Source organism: Salinicoccus siamensis (assembly GCF_055391965.1).
Window position 1 is genome coordinate 200,431 of sequence record NZ_AP043765.1, and the last position, 18,530, is coordinate 218,960.

Genomic DNA, 18,530 nt, shown 5'->3' on the forward strand with positions numbered 1-18,530 from the left:
TTCGATTCCGTTTTCTTTTTGTCTTATTAACTGTTTAACTGCTTCGGTGAATGTTTTACGTAATTTTTATTAGGGGTGAATCTGTCGATGAGTGAACTGATTCAATATGGAAGACACGCTACACGCAGAAGTTATGCACGAATCGAAGAAAAAATGGATCTGCCGAACCTGATCGAAATCCAGACAAAATCCTACGAATGGTTCCTGGAGAAAGGCCTTATAGAGATGTTCAAGGACATTTCTCCAGTTGAAGACTTCACAGGTAATATGTCACTGGAGTTCGTCGACTATAAACTCGGCGAACCTAAATATGATGAGGATGAGGCAAAGAACCATGATGCAACCTATTCTGCGCCTTTGCGTGTGAAAGTCCGTCTGATCATAAAAGAGACGGGTGAGGTTAAAGAACAGGAAGTGTTCATGGGTGATTTTCCTCTGATGACTGATACCGGCACTTTCGTCATCAATGGGGCGGAACGCGTCATAGTATCACAACTTGTCAGAAGTCCATCTGTCTATTATTCCGAAAAAATCGATAAGAACGGCAAAAGAGGGTTTGGCGCGACAGTGATCCCGAACCGCGGCGCTTGGCTTGAATATGAAATAGACGCCAAGGACATCGTATACGTGAGGATCGACCGTACACGTAAACTGCCTATGACTATACTTCTTAGAGCACTCGGATTCTCTACCGACCAGGAAATCATCAATATTCTTGGAGATAATGAATACGTCAGGAATACGCTTGAGAAGGATACTACCGAAACGGTAGATCAGGCACTCCTAGAAATCTACGAACGACTTCGCCCAGGCGAACCACCGACTGTCGAGAACGCGAGGAATCTTCTATATTCCCGCTTCTTCGATCCAAAACGTTATGACCTTGCGAGTGTAGGGCGTTATAAGATGAACAAAAAACTCCATCTGAAAGACCGTCTGTTCAACCAGGTGTTGGCTGAGCCGATCGTCGACCGGGAAACAGGAGAAATTGTAGCAGAAACAGGCACTACAATCGACAGACGTACATTGGACGGCATCATGGATGTCCTTGAATCCAATGCGAACCTGGAAACATATCATCTAGAGAATGGACTGCTCGATGAGCCGATTGAAATCCAATCCATAAAAGTTGAAGCGCCGAACATGGAAGAGGGTACCACAACCATCATAGGAAACGCATTCCCTGATGTTGAAGTGAAGTCAATCACACCTTCTGACATCATTGCTTCCATGAGCTATTTCTTCAACCTGCTTCATGGAGTGGGACACACTGACGATATAGACCACCTCGGTAACCGTCGTCTCCGCTCTGTAGGGGAACTGCTCCAAAACCAATTCAGGATTGGTGTTTCCCGTATGGAACGTGTAGTGAGGGAGCGCATGTCGATTCAGGACACTGAATCCATCACACCACAGCAACTGATCAACATCCGTCCGGTAATCGCCTCCATCAAGGAGTTTTTCGGAAGTTCACAGCTGTCGCAATTCATGGACCAGACGAATCCACTTGCTGAATTGACGCACAAGAGACGTCTATCTGCGCTTGGACCCGGCGGTCTGACGCGTGAGCGTGCAGGAATGGAAGTACGTGACGTACACTACTCCCACTACGGACGCATGTGTCCAATCGAAACGCCAGAAGGACCGAACATCGGTCTGATCAACTCCCTGTCCAGCTATGCGCGGGTCAATGAGTTCGGCTTCATCGAAACTCCATATAGAAGAGTCGACCCAGAGACGAACAAGGTCACAAGTGAGACACACTACCTGACAGCTGACGAGGAAGACAGCTACGTCGTCGCCCAGGCGAACGCGCTCCTTGAAGAAGATGGTTCATTCACCAACGAAGAAATCGTCTGCCGCTTCCGTGGTAACAACACGAAGATGGCGAGAGAACGCATGGACTACATGGACGTATCCCCGAAACAAGTTGTTTCTGCGGCGACGGCATGTATCCCATTCCTGGAAAACGATGACTCGAACCGTGCTTTGATGGGTGCGAACATGCAACGTCAGGCTGTACCACTCCTGATTCCGCAGTCCCCACATATCGGTACGGGCATGGAGCACGTGGCTGCACGCGACTCTGGTGCTGCAATCGTCGCACGCTACAAAGGCCGTGTAGAACGTGTAGAAGCAAAAGAAATCCACGTGCGTCGGATTGAAGATCAGAATGGAAAAGAAGTTGAGACGGACAAAGATGTATATAAATTGTCCAAATTCATCCGTTCGAACTCCGGAACATGCTATAACCAGAGGCCGATTGTCGCTAAAGACGATATCGTCGCCAAAGGTGAAATCCTTGCTGACGGGCCGTCAATGGATAATGGCGAGATGGCACTGGGCCAAAACCTGGTGGTCGGCTTCATGACTTGGGACGGCTACAACTATGAGGATGCCGTCATCATGAGTGAACGCATGGTCAAGGATGACGTCTATACTTCCATCCACATAGAGGAGTATGAATCAGAATCGAGGGATACGAAACTCGGACCTGAAGAAATCACAAGGGACATTCCGAACGTTTCCGATAATGCGCTGAAGAAACTGGATGACCGCGGCATCGTACACATCGGTGCTGAAGTCAAGGATGGCGATATCCTCGTCGGTAAGGTCACGCCTAAAGGTGTAACCGAACTGACAGCGGAAGAGCGTCTACTCCATGCGATATTCGGTGAGAAAGCACGTGAAGTGCGTGATACTTCACTCCGTGTACCGCACGGTGCAGGCGGCATTGTGTTGGATGTCAAAGTCTTCAACCGTGAAGATGGTGACGAACTCTCTCCAGGGGTCAATCAGCTCGTGCGCGTCTACATCGTGCAAAAGCGTAAGATCAGCGTAGGTGACAAAATGTGTGGACGACACGGTAACAAAGGTGTCATCTCCAGAATCCTGCCTGAGGAGGACATGCCTTACATGCCGGACGGCACACCAATCGACCTTATGCTCAACCCACTTGGGGTACCATCGCGTATGAATATCGGACAAGTGCTTGAACTCCACCTCGGTATGGCTTCCCGTGCCATGGGTGTGAAGATGGCATCCCCAGTATTCGACGGTGCGAATGAGGAAGATGTATGGGAGACGATGTCAGAAGCAGGACTTGCCCATGACGGTAAGACCGTCCTCTACGACGGCAGGACGGGAGAACCGTTTGAGAGCCGCATCTCCGTTGGTGTCATGTACATGCTCAAGCTTGCCCACATGGTCGACGACAAACTCCATGCGAGAAGTACTGGACCATATTCACTTGTTACACAGCAGCCACTCGGCGGTAAAGCCCAGTTCGGTGGCCAGCGTTTCGGGGAAATGGAAGTATGGGCACTGGAAGCATATGGTGCCGCCTATACCCTCCAGGAAATCCTGACGGTCAAATCCGATGATACCGTCGGTCGCGTGAAGACCTACGAAGCGATCGTAAAAGGTGAAAATGTCCCTAAACCCGGCGTGCCTGAATCATTCCGTGTGCTGATGAAGGAGTTGCAGAGCCTCGGTCTCGATGTCAATCTGCTTGATGAGAATGATGAAGAAATCGAGATGCGTGATACAGAAGAGGACGAAGCGCCTAATCAGATGAATTTGAGTGCGGAGCCAAAAGCAGCGACTGAAGATGTCACTGAATGATGATTGAGCTTGATAAAACTTTAGGGAGGAAAGCTCATTGATAGATGTAAATAGATTTGAATATATGAAAATAGGTCTGGCTTCATCCGAAAAGATCCGTTCATGGTCTTTCGGTGAAGTGAAAAAACCTGAAACGATCAACTATAGAACGCTTAAGCCTGAACGAGACGGCCTTTTCTGTGAAAAGATATTCGGCCCGACGAAAGATTGGGAATGTAGCTGCGGTAAATATAAGCGTGTAAGGTACAAAGGCATGGTCTGCGACCGCTGTGGTGTGGAAGTGACACGTGCCAAGGTCAGACGTGAGAGGATGGGGCACATTGAACTTGCTGCCCCTGTCTCCCACATCTGGTATTTCAAAGGCATCCCCTCCAGGATGGGGCTGCTGCTTGATATGTCCCCACGCTCCCTGGAAGAAGTCATCTACTTCGCGTCCTACGCAGTCATCAAGCCAGGATCTACCGGCCTTGAACCTAAGCAGCTGCTGACTGAGCGCGAGTACAGGGAATATTATGATAAGCACGGCAATACATTTACAGCCAAGATGGGTGCTGAAGCCATCAGGGAACTGCTGATGGATGTCAACCTCGAAGATGAGCTCGCCCAACTCAGAAAAGAGCTGGAAACAGCAACAGGCCAAAGGTTGACCCGTGCAATCAAACGTCTTGAAGTCGTTGAATCATTCAGGAGCTCAGGAAACGATCCTGCGTGGATGATCCTTGACGTACTGCCGATCATCCCACCGGAAATCCGTCCGATGGTCCAACTTGATGGCGGGCGTTTCGCCACAAGTGACTTGAACGACCTCTACCGTCGGGTCATCAACCGTAATAACCGCCTCAAGCGTCTCCTTGACTTGGGAGCGCCTGGCATCATCGTCCAGAACGAAAAACGTATGCTCCAGGAAGCTGTTGATGCATTGATCGATAACGGCCGCCGCGGTCGTCCGGTGACTGGTCCGGGGAACCGTCCGCTCAAATCCCTCTCCCACATGCTGAAAGGGAAACAGGGACGTTTCCGTCAGAACCTGCTCGGTAAACGTGTCGACTACTCTGGACGTTCAGTCATCGTAGTTGGTCCAAGCCTGAAGATGTACCAGTGTGGACTGCCGAGGGAGATGGCTCTCGAACTGTTCAAGCCGTTCGTCATGAAAGAGCTTGTTGAACGTGAAATGGCGACCAACATCAAGAATGCCAAAGGTAAGATAGAGCGCATGGAAAATGAAGTGTGGGATGTCCTTGAAGATGTCATCAAGGAGCACCCGATACTGCTGAACCGTGCACCGACACTTCACCGCCTAGGTATCCAGGCGTTCGAGGCGACGCTCGTCGAAGGACGTGCGATCAGGTTGCATCCATTGGTTACGACTGCCTATAACGCAGACTTTGATGGTGACCAGATGGCAGTGCATGTACCGCTATCGAAAGAAGCTCAGGCCGAGGCCCGCACATTGATGCTGGCTGCCCAAAACATCTTGAACCCTAAGGATGGCAAGCCGGTTGTAACGCCTTCACAGGATATGGTGCTCGGCAACTACTACCTTACACTTGAGAGGGAGAACACAAAACGCGAAGGCCACATCTTCAAGGATGCGGATGAAGTTGTAATGGCTTATCAGAACGGCTATGTACAACTCCACAGCCGCATCGGCGTGCATACCGACAGCTTCGCGGCAGAGAAGGTTTCCAGGGAGAACCAGGGCAAGATACTCATGACGACGACAGGAAAAGTCATCTTCAATGAAATCATGCCACCTTCCTTCCCGTACATCAATGAGCCGACAAGGGAAAACCTTGAAGTGAAAACTCCGGACCGTTATTTCGTCGCTGCATCGGAACTTGGTGAGGGTGGATTGGCGGAGCGTTTCAAAGAGGTGCCACTAGTCGATCCGTTCAACAAGAAATTCCTTGGACAGATCATAGCGGAAGTGTTCAACGCTTTCCATATCACTGAAACTTCCGTCATGCTCGACCTTATGAAGGATCTCGGCTTCAAGTATTCATCCAAAGCCGGAATCACTGTAGGTGTGTCTGATATCGTCGTACTTCCTGAGAAGCAGGAAATCATCGATGAGACAGAAGAGAAGGTTGAAAAGGTCCAGAAGCAGTTTGCACGTGGACTGATCACAGAAGAAGAACGCTACGGCACGGTCATAGAACTGTGGACGCGTGCAAAGGATGATATCCAAGCACGGCTGATGCAGTCACTTGATCGCCTGAATCCGATATTCATGATGAGTGATTCAGGTGCCAGGGGTAACGCATCCAACTTTACTCAACTGGCCGGAATGCGTGGTCTGATGGCCAACCCGTCAGGGCAGATCATAGAACTTCCGATCAAGTCCAGCTTCCGTGAAGGACTGACGGTCCTTGAGTACTTCATCTCCACGCACGGTGCACGTAAAGGTCTGGCCGATACTGCACTTAAGACGGCGGACTCAGGGTACCTTACAAGACGTCTGGTCGATGTTGCGCAAGATGTCATTGTCCGCGACGACGACTGTGGAACTGATAAAGGGCTGCTCGTTTCAGCGCTTACAGAAGGTTCAGAATTGATTGAGCCACTCATCGACCGTCTCGAAGGGCGTTATGCCAAAGAGACAGTCAAGGATCCTGAAACGAAGGAAATCCTGGTCCACTCAAATGAACTGATCACAAATGAGATAGCGAAAGCGATTGTGAACAGTGGCGTCGAAGAAATGTACATCCGCTCAGCCTTCACATGTAATACACGCCACGGCGTGTGTGAACGTTGCTATGGTAAGAACCTTGCAACCGGCGAAAAAGTAGAAGTGGGTGAAGCAGTTGGTACTATCGCTGCACAATCCATCGGTGAGCCGGGTACACAGCTTACAATGCGTACATTCCACACGGGTGGGGTCGCAGGAAGCGACATCACTCAAGGTCTGCCGCGTATACAGGAGCTCTTCGAAGCACGTAATCCAAAAGGTCAGGCGATGATTTCAGAAATCCGCGGAGCGGTGACTGATATTGAAATCGTCAAAGATCGCCAGCAGGAGATCAAGATCAAAGGTGAGCAGGAAACGAAGACGTATACTGCCCCAGCGACAGCACGTCTGCTTGTAGAAATCGGCGATAAGGTCGAACCGGGTGAGATACTGACTGAAGGTTCGATCGAGCCGAAGGAACTCCTCGCGGTCGCAGGCCTGAACCGCACGCAGGAATACCTGCTTAAGGAAGTTCAGAAGGTATACCGCATGCAAGGTGTTGAAATAGATGATAAGCACGTTGAGGTCATGGTCAGACAGATGCTGAGGAAGGTCCGTATCATCGATGCCGGTGATACTAAGCTCCTCCCTGGCGCACTGGTCGACATCCATGCCTTTACGGATGCCAACCGTGATATCTTCAAGAAGCGCAAACGTCCGGCAACCGCAAAACCGGTACTGCTCGGTATCACCAAGGCGTCACTTGAAACAGAAAGCTTCCTTTCTGCAGCAAGCTTCCAAGAAACGACAAGAGTGCTGACAGATGCTGCAATCAAAGGTAAACGTGATGAACTTCTCGGTCTCAAAGAGAACGTCATCATCGGTAAACTCATACCGGCAGGTACGGGAATGCCGAGATACCGCGATGTGGAAATCGATGTCGAACATCCTGAGTCTGCAGAGCAGAAGGAAGAAATTCTTATTGAAGAATAAAAACAGGATACCCGCTCTTTTGAGCGGGTACTGTTTTAAAATAGTGTGTTGACATCCCTATTCAGAGATGCTACTATAATTAAGGTTACTCCATATTGAATCTTTACGATTGTTATGGGGAGATAAAATGTAAAATGTAAGAATTATTTCTTACACATTTTTTTATACCTTTAAAATGAGCCACCTGGATGTGTGGGATTAATTGAAGAGAGGAGGAAAACCATGCCAACGATTAACCAGCTTGTGAGAAAACCTCGTCAAAGCAAATCACAAAGCACAGACTCACCAGCATTGAACAAGGGCTACAACAGTCTTAAGAAACGTATGACGGACGAAAATGCACCACAAAAAAGAGGTGTATGTACGCGTGTCGGTACGATGACTCCTAAGAAACCGAACTCCGCCCTCCGTAAATATGCACGTGTGAGACTTTCAAACACTATTGAAGTGAACGCATATATACCTGGAATCGGACACAATCTCCAAGAGCACAGTGTTGTACTCATCCGTGGAGGACGTGTAAAGGACCTTCCTGGTGTACGCTACCACGTTGTACGCGGTGCGCTTGATACTTCAGGTGTCAACGACCGTAAACAGAGCCGTTCACTATACGGTACTAAACGCGCCAAGAAGAAAAAATAAAAATATAAAATGATATAAAATTTTTGAAAGGAGGATGACTATGCCACGTAAAGGACCAGTCCCAAAAAGAGATGTATTGCCGGATCCGATCCACAATTCCAAGCTTGTGACTAAGCTCATCAACAAAATGATGGTAGACGGAAAACGCGGTACTTCCCAAAGAATTCTTTACTCAGCTTTCGATCTTGTACAGGAACGTTCCGGCAGAGATGCAGGGGAAGTTTTTGATGAAGCGATCGAAAACATCATGCCAGTACTTGAAGTCAAAGCACGTCGTGTAGGTGGTTCAAACTACCAAGTACCTGTTGAGGTGCGCCCAGAACGCCGTACGACTCTCGGCCTCCGCTGGCTCGTAAACTACTCGCGTCTGCGCGGGGAGAAGACTATGGAAGAGCGCCTGGCAAACGAAATTCTTGATGCTGCCAACAATACTGGTGGTGCTGTCAAGAAACGTGAAGACGTTCATAAGATGGCTGAAGCAAACAGAGCTTTCGCACACTACCGCTGGTAATAAGAAGGTTGTGCAACAGCCTATCTATTCCATTCCCGGAAGGAGAAAAAGATATCAATGGCAAGAGAATTCTCTTTAGAAAAAACGCGTAATATCGGTATCATGGCCCACATCGATGCCGGTAAGACAACAACGACTGAACGTATCCTCTATTATACCGGCCGTATCCATAAAATCGGTGAAACGCATGAAGGTGCGTCACAGATGGACTGGATGGAGCAGGAGCAGGAGCGTGGAATCACGATCACTTCCGCTGCGACGACAGCACAATGGGACGGCCACCGTGTCAACATCATCGATACACCAGGCCACGTAGACTTCACAGTAGAAGTTGAACGTTCTTTGCGTGTACTTGATGGCGCGGTGACGGTACTTGATGCCCAGTCTGGCGTTGAGCCGCAGACGGAAACTGTCTGGAGGCAGGCGACAACTTATGGTGTGCCGCGTATCGTCTTCATCAACAAGATGGATAAAGTCGGTGCAGACTTTGAGTACTCAGTAAGTACAATCAAGGATCGCCTTCAAGCAAATGCGCATCCAATCCAATTCCCAATCGGTTCTGAAGATAACTTCACAGGGATCATAGATTTGGTTGAGATGAAGGCATTTAACTACAACAATGACCTTGGTACTGATGTTCAGGAAATTGAAATTCCAGCTGAGTACAAAGAAAAGGCAGAAGAGCTTAGGGAAGGCCTCATTGAAGGACTTGCCGACGTAAATGAAGACATCATGGAGAAATACCTTGGCGGAGAAGATATTTCTGTTGAAGAATTGAAAGCTGCAATCCGTCAGGCAACTTGTGATGTTGAGTTCTATCCTGTACTTTGCGGTACTGCGTTCAAGAACAAAGGGGTTCAACTCCTTCTTAATGCTGCAATCGACTATCTTCCGTCCCCACTTGATGTGAAACCGATCGTTGGTCACAGAAAAGATGATGAAGATGAAGAGGTTATTGCTAAGCCGGATGACTCTGAGTCATTTGCAGCACTTGCCTTTAAGGTCATGACTGATCCATTCGTCGGTAAATTGACTTTCTTCCGTGTCTATTCAGGTACCCTCAGCGCAGGCTCCTATGTTCAGAACACGGCGAAAGACAAACGCGAACGTGTTGGTCGTCTCCTTCAGATGCACGCCAACTCCCGTCAAGAAATTTCCACTGTCTATGCAGGCGACATCGCTGCTGCGATCGGCTTGAAAGATACTGGAACAGGGGATACGCTCTGTGACGAGAAGAACCAGGTCATCCTTGAATCAATGGACTTCCCAGAGCCGGTTATCCACCTCTCTGTGGAACCTAAATCCAAAGCTGACCAAGACAAAATGTCCAGCGCACTCGTCAAACTTCAGGAAGAAGACCCTACCTTCACGGCACACACCGATAACGAAACGGGTCAGGTCATCATCGGCGGTATGGGTGAACTCCACCTTGATATCCTCGTAGACCGTATGAAGCGTGAATTCAGAGTGGATTGTAACGTAGGTGCGCCAATGGTGTCCTACCGCGAGACGTTCAAGAAGCAGGCAGCTGTTCAAGGTAAGTTCGCGCGTCAATCCGGTGGACGTGGCCAGTTTGGTGATGTTCACATCGAATTCACACCTAACGAAGTAGGCGGCGGATTCGAGTTTGAAAACGCGATCGTCGGTGGTGTGGTTCCACGTGAATATATTCCATCCGTCGAAGCAGGACTCAGGGACTCCATGGAGAACGGTGTGCTTGCAGGCTACCCTATGGTAGACGTCAAAGCAAAACTCTTCGATGGTTCCTACCACGATGTCGACTCCTCAGAAATGGCCTTTAAGGTTGCTGCATCATTGGCACTCAGGGAAGCTGCCAAAGTATGTGACCCGGTCATTCTCGAACCAGTCATGAAGGTTGAGATCGTAATGCCTGAGGAGTATATGGGTGATATCATGGGTGATGTCACAAGCCGTCGCGGACGTGTTGAAGGTATGGCTGCGCGTGGTAATGCGCAAGTCGTCAATGCTTTCGTGCCACTTTCTGAAATGTTCGGTTATGCAACGAATCTGCGTTCCAACACGCAGGGACGCGGCACATATACAATGGTATTCGATCACTACGAAGAAGTTCCAAAATCAATTTCTGAAGAAATCATCAAGAAAAACAAAGGTGAATAATCAGCTCGCTTGATTTTTGGATCATAATCATTTATAAGTGGTTTAGAAACACCTCGGGCGGGCACGTCCCGTTTCCGAGTTTCAATATAAATATAAACAATTCTTTTAAGGAGAGGTATACAAATGGCAAAAGAAAAATTCGACCGTTCCAAGACGCATGCCAATATAGGTACAATTGGTCACGTTGACCACGGTAAAACTACACTCACAGCCGCTATCGCAACAGTTCTCGCTAAAAGAGGATCAGGCGAAGCGCAGAGCTATGCTCAGATCGATAACGCACCGGAAGAAAAAGAGCGTGGAATCACGATCAACACTTCCCACATCGAGTATGAAACTGAAACACGCCACTATGCGCACGTTGACTGCCCAGGTCACGCTGACTACGTCAAAAACATGATCACTGGTGCAGCTCAAATGGACGGCGGTATCCTCGTCGTTTCTGCAGCAGATGGCCCAATGCCACAAACTCGTGAGCACATCCTGCTTTCACGTAACGTTGGTGTACCAGCACTTGTTGTATTCCTCAACAAAGTAGACATGGTAGACGACGAAGAGCTTCTTGAACTCGTAGAAATGGAAGTGCGTGAGCTTCTTTCTGAATACGACTTCCCAGGCGATGACATCCCTGTAATCGCAGGTTCTGCTCTTAAAGCGCTTGAAGGTGTAGAAGAATACGAAGACAAAATCTTGGAACTCATGAATGCAGTCGACGAATTCATCCCGACTCCAGAACGTGACTCCGACAAGCCATTCATGATGCCTGTAGAGGACGTATTCTCCATCACAGGACGCGGAACAGTTGCGACTGGCCGTGTAGAACGTGGAAGCGTTAAAGTTGGTGCAGAAGTTGAAATCATCGGTATCAATGAAGAGTCCACTAAAACAACTGTTACAGGTGTTGAAATGTTCCGTAAGCTTCTTGACTATGCAGAAGCTGGCGACAACATCGGTGCGCTCCTCCGTGGTGTAGCACGTGAAGACATCCAGCGTGGACAAGTACTTGCTGCTCCTGGATCCATCACACCACACACTAACTTCAAAGCTGAAGTTTATGTACTTTCAAAAGAAGAAGGTGGACGTCACACTCCATTCTTCAACAACTACCGCCCACAGTTCTACTTCCGTACTACGGACGTAACTGGTGTGGTAGAACTTCCTGAAGGTACAGAAATGGTTATGCCTGGCGATAACGTTGAAATGAACGTTGAACTCATTTCTCCAATCGCGATCGAAGACGGTACACGTTTCTCCATCCGTGAAGGTGGACGTACTGTTGGATCAGGTGTTGTAACTGAAATCATCAAATAATATATTTGAAGATATTAGAAGCCAGGGTTTTTCCCCTTGGCTTCTTTCATATATGAAAAAGCCATCTCGAAAGAGATGGCTTTTTTTATTATTCACCAAATTTAAGAACGATGCTGCAGAGGGATTCCACCCCGGCCTTCAGGCCATCCTCATCGATGTCGAACAATGGATGGTGATGAGGATGATTGATTCCTTTTTCCGGATTACGGACGCCAGTATAGAAATAGCAGCCAGGCACCTTCTCAAGGTAATATGCAAAATCCTCACCACCCATGGAAGGAGGGTTTTCTTCAATGATTTTTACATATGCTGCATCTTCGAGGGAATGGCGGGCATGGTCAAGTTGCGAGTTATTGTTGAGCAGCGCAGGGTAGCCATGCTGATAGTCGAGATTGCATGTGACCTCGAAACTTGATTCGCTGCCTTTTATGATGCCATCCATCCGTCTCAGTACATCATCTTTTACACTTTGCTCGAATGTACGTATCGTGCCCCGCAACTCCACTGCATTAGGGATGACATTGAAAGAAGACCCCCCGTTGAACATGCTGGTCGTCACAACAGCTGACTTTAAAGAATCGACGGTGCGTGAAACGATGGATTGGAGCTGCTGGACCAGTGATGCCCCTGCAACGACGGGATCGATCGCTTCATGGGGTTCCGCCCCATGCCCCCCACGTCCTGCTACAGTGATCGTAAAGGCATCTGCTGCGGCATATGCGAAATCTTTTGTGTAGGATAGCGTACCTGTTGGATAGAGGGAAGAGACATGTGTCCCGAATATATAATCGACACCATCAAGTGCCCCGTCCTCGATCATCGCCTGTGCACCCCCGGGCAGCATCTCCTCTGCATGCTGGAAGATAAAGACGACATTGACCTTCAGGTCATCTTTACGTGCCGCGAGTATACGCGCCGTCGTGATGAGCATTGCAGTATGTGCATCGTGGCCGCATGCATGCATGACCCCCGGCACGGTGGACCTGTAGGGCACATCCTTTTCATCCTGGATCGGCAAGGCATCAAAATCAGCGCGCAAAGCGACAGTCCTGAAGTCATCATTAATATTCAATCGGGCAACAAGACCATTACCGCCCACATCCCGGCGGATATCTAGGCCAAGATCGCTGATCTGATTATAGATATACCCTTTTGTTTCTGCTTCTTTAAAGGAGAGTTCCGGATGCATATGCATATGCCGGCGTATATGGACCATTTCCTCGTGCAGCCTCTCTATATCCTGCTGGAGCTTCATCATATGACCGCCTCCTTAGCGAAGTAGTTGAAGACGGATTTCACCATGACAGAGACAGCATTCGTCAAGCCCTTCTCATCGATGTCGAACTGGCCGTGATGATGCGGGTAGTCGGCTTTGAAATTAGTGTTGCGGGTACCGGTATAGTAGAAGGTGCCAGGCACCCTCTGCAGATAGTAGGAAAAATCTTCCCCGCCGAGATCCGGTTCCAATTCCTGTACTTCCTTTACTGTAGAGATGCCAGTCGCCGCCTGGAGCACGAGATCTGTCTTGTCGGTATCATTGACCACTGGAGGATACCCTTTCATATAATTGAGGTCGTAGGTTATTCCTGTTGTGGTCACAAGGCCTTCAAGGCACTTTTTAAGTTCGTTGATCATCACCGCCTGTGTCTCGTGGTTGAAAGTCCGGATAGTGCCTCCGACTTCAACCGTATCGGGAATGATATTATGCTGATGTCCGGCATTGAACATTGTGATGGATAGGACGACAGGCTCCATCGGCTTGGATTTTCTCGTGACGATGTACTGCAGCTGATTGCAGAAGGTAATGGCTGCAGCGACAGGGTCGATTGCAACATGCGGTTTTGAGGCATGGCCGCCGCGCCCGTGTATCCTAATGGTGAAGTCGTCCGGCATACCGGTTGCTGTACCGTATTTGTAGCCGATTGTGCCGACATCGAGGCCACTGCTCACATGTTGTCCAAATATGGCGTCCACTCCATGCAGACAGTCATCCGCAATCATCTGTATGGCACCTCCGGGATCAACTTCTTCAGCGTGCTGGAAGATAAAGACCACATTGCCGCGCAGCTGTGCTTTATTTTCAGAAAGGATGCGGGCTACGGTGAGCAGTACTGCGGTATGGGCATCATGGCCGCAGGCATGCATCACCCCGGGTACGGTCGAACGGTATGGCACGTCCTTCTGGTCCTGGATCGGTAGGGCATCAAAATCAGCGCGCAATGCGACTGTCGGCCGCTCCGGGTCGATTATCAGGCGACCGACAACACCTCTGCCGCCGACGCCTTCTTTTGTCTCTATGCCGAGCTCCCTTAAGTATTCTGCGATATATGCGGGAGTCTGGACTTCATGGAAGGACAGCTCCGGGTACATATGGAAATGGCGTCTCAATCTGACCATTTCATCGTAGTGATCTTCCGCCAACTGTTCTATCACTCTTGTTTCCATTCAATCACCTGCTCAATCTCGAGAATTTTCATGAACATCGATAATCCACTGGTCATCGCTTCTTCATCCAAGTCGAACATGGGATGGTGGTGGACATAATCACTCTGCTTGGCTGCATTGCCCGATCCCGTGAAGAAGAAGGCGCCCGGAACCTCATTGATATAGTAGGAAAAATCCTCGCCTATCATCATCGGCTTGGCAGTCTCAAATTCAAGCCCCATGGCAGCTGCGGCTTCTTCGATGATATCTGCTTCCCTGTTGTGGTTAACGACTGCAGGATAGCCGATATTATACTCAAGTTCAGCGGTCGCCCCACGTTTCCTTGCTGTGTGGTCAACTTCTTTTTGGAAGATATCCTGGATGCGCTCCTTGATGGACTGCTCGAAAGTCCTTACCGTACCGATGAGCTCAGCCGTGTCCGGGATGACGTTAAAGGCATCGCCGGCGTGTATTTTACCGACGGTGACGACTGCATTGTCCAAGGGTGATATCTGCCGTGATACAGCAGTCTGCAGACTGGTGATCAGCTCTGCTGCGATGACTACGGGATCGACTGCTTGGCTTGGGTGTGCTGCATGACCCCCCCGACCCTTTATCTTTATTTTGAACATATCCGGACTGGATATGATGGGGCCTGGTCTCGTCTTGATTGTATGGGTCGGATACTGGCTCCAGTAATGTTGGCCGTAGACCCTATCTATGCCGTCCAGGGCACCATCCCCGACCATCGCAACTGCGCCACCTGGCTGTATCTCCTCAGCGAATTGGAAGATGAAGGATACGCTGCCTTTAATGGCGTGCCTATTTTCATAGAGGAGGTCGAGCAGTGCAAGCAATGTACTCGTATGGGCATCATGTCCGCACGCATGCATGACACCGTCCACTGTAGACCTATAGGGCACATCTTTTTCGTCATGTATGGGGAGGGCATCGAAATCAGCACGGATGGCAATATGTGGATCTCCGCCATTGCCGAGTGTAGCGAGGATGCCGCCTTCCCCCACCCCTTCACGTACTTTTAGATCCGGATACTTCTGCAGACGTTCCAATATGTATCTGTAGGTCTGTTCTTCATGGAATGAAACTTCCGGATGCATATGCAGATAGCGTCGTGTGTCGATCATTCCGGGTAATGCCGCTTGTGCCATGTCCCGAATCTTCATAATTTCAACCTCCTTGATCATGTCATATAATATTATCAAATTTTCTAACTTTTTGAAACTTAATAAAAACATCGTTTCAATTCTAAGACAGCTTTTAATTATGATATGATATGGGAAAGAGGAGGAGATTGTAAATGTCTAAAATTTTGGATGAGTACCTTGCATCAAATCTGCAGGAATTGAAAGATAACGGACTCTATAATGAAATCGATGTGGTTGAAGGGGCCAATGGACCGGAAATCACGATTGGCGGCAAGAAGTTGATCAATCTATCTTCCAACAACTATCTCGGCCTTGCGACGGACGAGATGCTAAAGAAGGTTGCGAAAGAAGCGATCGATACCCATGGTGTAGGCGCAGGCGCCGTACGTACGATCAACGGTACCCTGGATCTGCATGTGGACCTGGAAGAGACTTTGGCTAAATTCAAAGGCACTGAAGCGGCAGTTGCATTCCAATCCGGCTTCAACTGTAACATGGCAGCAATCCAGGCGGTCATGGGCAAAGAGGATGCGATTTTGTCTGATGAATTGAACCACGCTTCAATCATCGACGGGTGCCGCCTTTCCCGCGCAAAAATCATCCGTGTGAACCACTCCGATATGGATGATCTCCGCAAAAAAGCCAAAGAAGCTGTAGAATCCGGCCAATACGGGAAAGTCATGTACATTACGGATGGTGTATTCTCGATGGATGGCGACGTAGCATTGTTGCCGGAAATCGTGGAAATCGCCAAAGAATTCGACCTCATCACGTATGTGGACGATGCACACGGTTCAGGTGTCATGGGCAAAGGTGCAGGAACTGTCAAGCACTTCGGCCTTGAGAAGGAAATCGACATCCAGATGGGTACACTGTCAAAAGCAATCGGTGTAGTCGGCGGCTATGTTGCAGGCAGCCAGAATCTGATCGACTACCTTAAAGTGGCAGCCCGCCCATTCCTATTCTCCACATCACTGACGCCTGGTGATACGCGTGCGATAACTGAGGCAGTCCACAAGCTGATGGATTCTACAGAGCTACACGATAAACTCTGGGAGAACGGTGATTACCTGAAAGAAGGCCTTAAGAATCTTGGCTTTGATATCGGTAATTCCGCAACACCGATCACACCTTGCATAATCGGTGATGAAAAGACGACACAGGAGTTCTCGAAACGCCTCATGGAAGAAGGCGTATACGCCAAATCGATCGTCTTCCCGACTGTGCCTAAAGGTACAGGGCGTGTAAGGAACATGCCGACGGCAGCACACACTAAAGAAATGTTGGATGATGCGCTTGCTGCATATGAAAAAGTAGGTAAAGAACTGAACGTAATCTCATAATTAAGGAGCACGGCGATGGAACGGATCATTATTACCGGTGCGCTCGGGCAGATCGGCACTGAGCTGACTTTAAAACTAAGAGAGAAATACGGGGACGAAAATGTTCTGCCGACGGACATCAAAGAACCTGAGAGTGACGAATTGAAAGGTAAGCCTTTTGAAATCCTGGATGTCAGGGATAAAACGCGGATGGATGAAATCGTAGAGGACTTCAAACCCGATACGATTATGCATATGGCCGCGCTACTCAGCGCGACTTGCGAAAAGAATCCGCAATTTGCTTGGGACATCAATATGGGAGGACTTGTAAACGCCCTTGAGACCGCAAGGGAGCGGGATCTTAAATTCTTCACCCCAAGTTCCATCGGTGCTTTTGGACCATCGACTCCGAAGGAGAACACCCCGCAGGTCACCATCCAGAGGCCGACCACAATGTATGGTGTGAATAAAGTATCGGGTGAACTGCTGTGTGACTACTATCATGAGAAATTCGGTGTGGATACACGGGGCGTGAGGTTCCCGGGACTCATCTCCCATGTGAAGGAGCCCGGCGGCGGTACAACCGATTACGCCGTTGAAATCTTCTTTGAAGCCATCCGGAATGGACAATATACATCGTTTATAGATAAAAATACGAATATGGACATGATGTACATGGATGATGCCATCGAGGCGATCATCAAGCTGATGGAAGCGGATGCTTCGAATCTGGAACACCGCAATGCCTTCAATGTCACAGCGATGAGCATCAATCCTGAGATGGTGGCGAATGAAATCAAAAAGCATATACCTGACTTCAAACTGTTCTATGATGTAGATCCTGTACGTCAGGGAATCGCAGAGAGCTGGCCGAACGCCATCGATGCGACGGAAGCTGAACGGCAGTGGGGATTTGCACCACAATACGACCTTGAAAAAATGACTGTAACAATGTTGGAAGCAATACGAAATAAATGATAAGAAGGCATATTGCCTTCTTATTTTTCTGATTGGGGCAGTTTAATGACGCGTATAATTTTGTTTGATAAAGATGGCACACTGATGGATTACCATAAAATTTGGACGCCTTACGCCAAAACCACAATCGAAGCCTTTGCAGAGGAATTCGACCGTCATGACATCAAGGATGAACTCGCCCATCGCCTAGGACTGATCAATGGGCGCATCGCCCCGAACTCCATACTGGCAAGCGGAACGGGCCAGAATATACAAGATTGCTTTGAACGCTATCAGAGTGGCGCCGGTGAATGGATGAAGACCTTCTACGAAGAGAATCTCGATCTCCTGCGCAATAATATGGAATTGATCGAAGGAGCCGCCCCTGTGCTCAGTCGTCTTGCAGAAAATGGTCATGTAAATATCATCGTGACCAGCGACAGTCGCTTGAGCACAAAGTATTTCATCGAAAAATTTTCATTGGAATCGGTCATCCATCACATTATAGCGGGAGACGATTCGCCCTATCATAAACCAGACCTGCGCATACTTGACCCGCTTATAAAAAAGTATGGCTACACCATTGATGAGATGGTGATGGTGGGGGATAACCGGGTGGATACGATGCTTGGGTATGAAGCAGGCCTCCGGACGATCGGCGTGCTGTCAGGCACTTCGCGTAGAGAGGACCTGGAAGGTGCCGATCTGGTGTTGGATAGTGTAGCGGATATCATTGAAGATGGGCGTTTCATCCTGGAGAATAGGTGGTGAGG

The 18,530-nt window shown here is 48.9% G+C and carries 12 protein-coding genes; 9 read left to right on the forward strand and 3 right to left on the reverse strand.

The window, feature by feature from the left end; translation table 11 throughout:
- Positions 1-87: 87 nt before the first annotated feature.
- From rpoB to tuf, 6 genes are all read left to right on the forward strand, one after another.
- Positions 88-3,624 (forward strand): DNA-directed RNA polymerase subunit beta, encoded by a 3,537-nt coding sequence (rpoB, locus tag ACZ5LF_RS01060; RefSeq protein WP_380570746.1) that lies wholly within the window; start codon positions 88-90, stop codon positions 3,622-3,624.
- A 37-nt stretch (positions 3,625-3,661) separates the two neighbouring features.
- Positions 3,662-7,285, forward strand: a complete 3,624-nt coding sequence (gene rpoC, locus ACZ5LF_RS01065; protein ID WP_380570748.1) for a DNA-directed RNA polymerase subunit beta' — start codon at positions 3,662-3,664, stop codon at positions 7,283-7,285.
- A gap of 222 nt (positions 7,286-7,507) precedes the next feature.
- Positions 7,508-7,927: a 30S ribosomal protein S12 gene (gene rpsL, locus ACZ5LF_RS01070; RefSeq protein ID WP_344703545.1), complete on the forward strand. Its 420-nt coding sequence runs from the start codon at positions 7,508-7,510 to the stop codon at positions 7,925-7,927.
- A 40-nt stretch (positions 7,928-7,967) separates the two neighbouring features.
- Positions 7,968-8,438, forward strand: coding sequence for a 30S ribosomal protein S7 (gene rpsG, locus ACZ5LF_RS01075; RefSeq protein ID WP_344703543.1), 471 nt, complete (start codon positions 7,968-7,970; stop codon positions 8,436-8,438).
- Positions 8,439-8,495: 57 nt separating this feature from the next.
- Positions 8,496-10,577, forward strand: coding sequence for an elongation factor G (fusA, locus tag ACZ5LF_RS01080; RefSeq protein WP_380570749.1), 2,082 nt, complete (start codon positions 8,496-8,498; stop codon positions 10,575-10,577).
- A gap of 123 nt (positions 10,578-10,700) precedes the next feature.
- Positions 10,701-11,888, forward strand: a complete 1,188-nt coding sequence (tuf, locus tag ACZ5LF_RS01085) for an elongation factor Tu (RefSeq protein ID WP_380570751.1) — start codon at positions 10,701-10,703, stop codon at positions 11,886-11,888.
- 88 nt (positions 11,889-11,976) lie between these two features.
- Here the strand turns inward: tuf and ACZ5LF_RS01090 are convergent, their stop codons facing one another.
- From ACZ5LF_RS01090 to ACZ5LF_RS01100, 3 genes are read right to left on the reverse strand one after another with little or no spacing between them, the layout of a single operon-like run.
- On the reverse strand, positions 11,977-13,146 hold the full coding sequence (locus ACZ5LF_RS01090; protein ID WP_380570753.1) for an amidohydrolase: 1,170 nt from the start codon (positions 13,144-13,146) through the stop codon (positions 11,977-11,979).
- A complete protein-coding gene (locus tag ACZ5LF_RS01095; RefSeq protein WP_380570755.1) occupies positions 13,143-14,333 on the reverse strand; it encodes a M20 metallopeptidase family protein in 1,191 nt (396 codons plus the stop codon). Before ACZ5LF_RS01095 ends, ACZ5LF_RS01090 begins: the two co-directional genes overlap by 4 nt.
- Positions 14,318-15,496: an amidohydrolase gene (locus tag ACZ5LF_RS01100; protein WP_380570756.1), complete on the reverse strand. Its 1,179-nt coding sequence runs from the start codon at positions 15,494-15,496 to the stop codon at positions 14,318-14,320. Before ACZ5LF_RS01100 ends, ACZ5LF_RS01095 begins: the two co-directional genes overlap by 16 nt.
- A gap of 134 nt (positions 15,497-15,630) precedes the next feature.
- Between ACZ5LF_RS01100 and ACZ5LF_RS01105 the strand changes: the two genes are divergently transcribed.
- Genes ACZ5LF_RS01105 through ACZ5LF_RS01115 form a run of 3 tightly spaced genes read left to right on the forward strand, consistent with a single transcriptional unit; the run spans position 15,631 to position 18,528 of the window.
- Positions 15,631-16,821, forward strand: coding sequence for a glycine C-acetyltransferase (locus ACZ5LF_RS01105; protein ID WP_380570757.1), 1,191 nt, complete (start codon positions 15,631-15,633; stop codon positions 16,819-16,821).
- 15 nt (positions 16,822-16,836) lie between these two features.
- Entirely contained in the window at positions 16,837-17,778 is a 942-nt protein-coding gene (locus ACZ5LF_RS01110) for an L-threonine 3-dehydrogenase (RefSeq protein WP_380570759.1), read from the forward strand.
- A gap of 45 nt (positions 17,779-17,823) precedes the next feature.
- On the forward strand, positions 17,824-18,528 hold the full coding sequence (locus ACZ5LF_RS01115; RefSeq protein WP_380570760.1) for an HAD family hydrolase: 705 nt from the start codon (positions 17,824-17,826) through the stop codon (positions 18,526-18,528).
- The last annotated feature ends 2 nt before the right edge of the window (positions 18,529-18,530 follow it).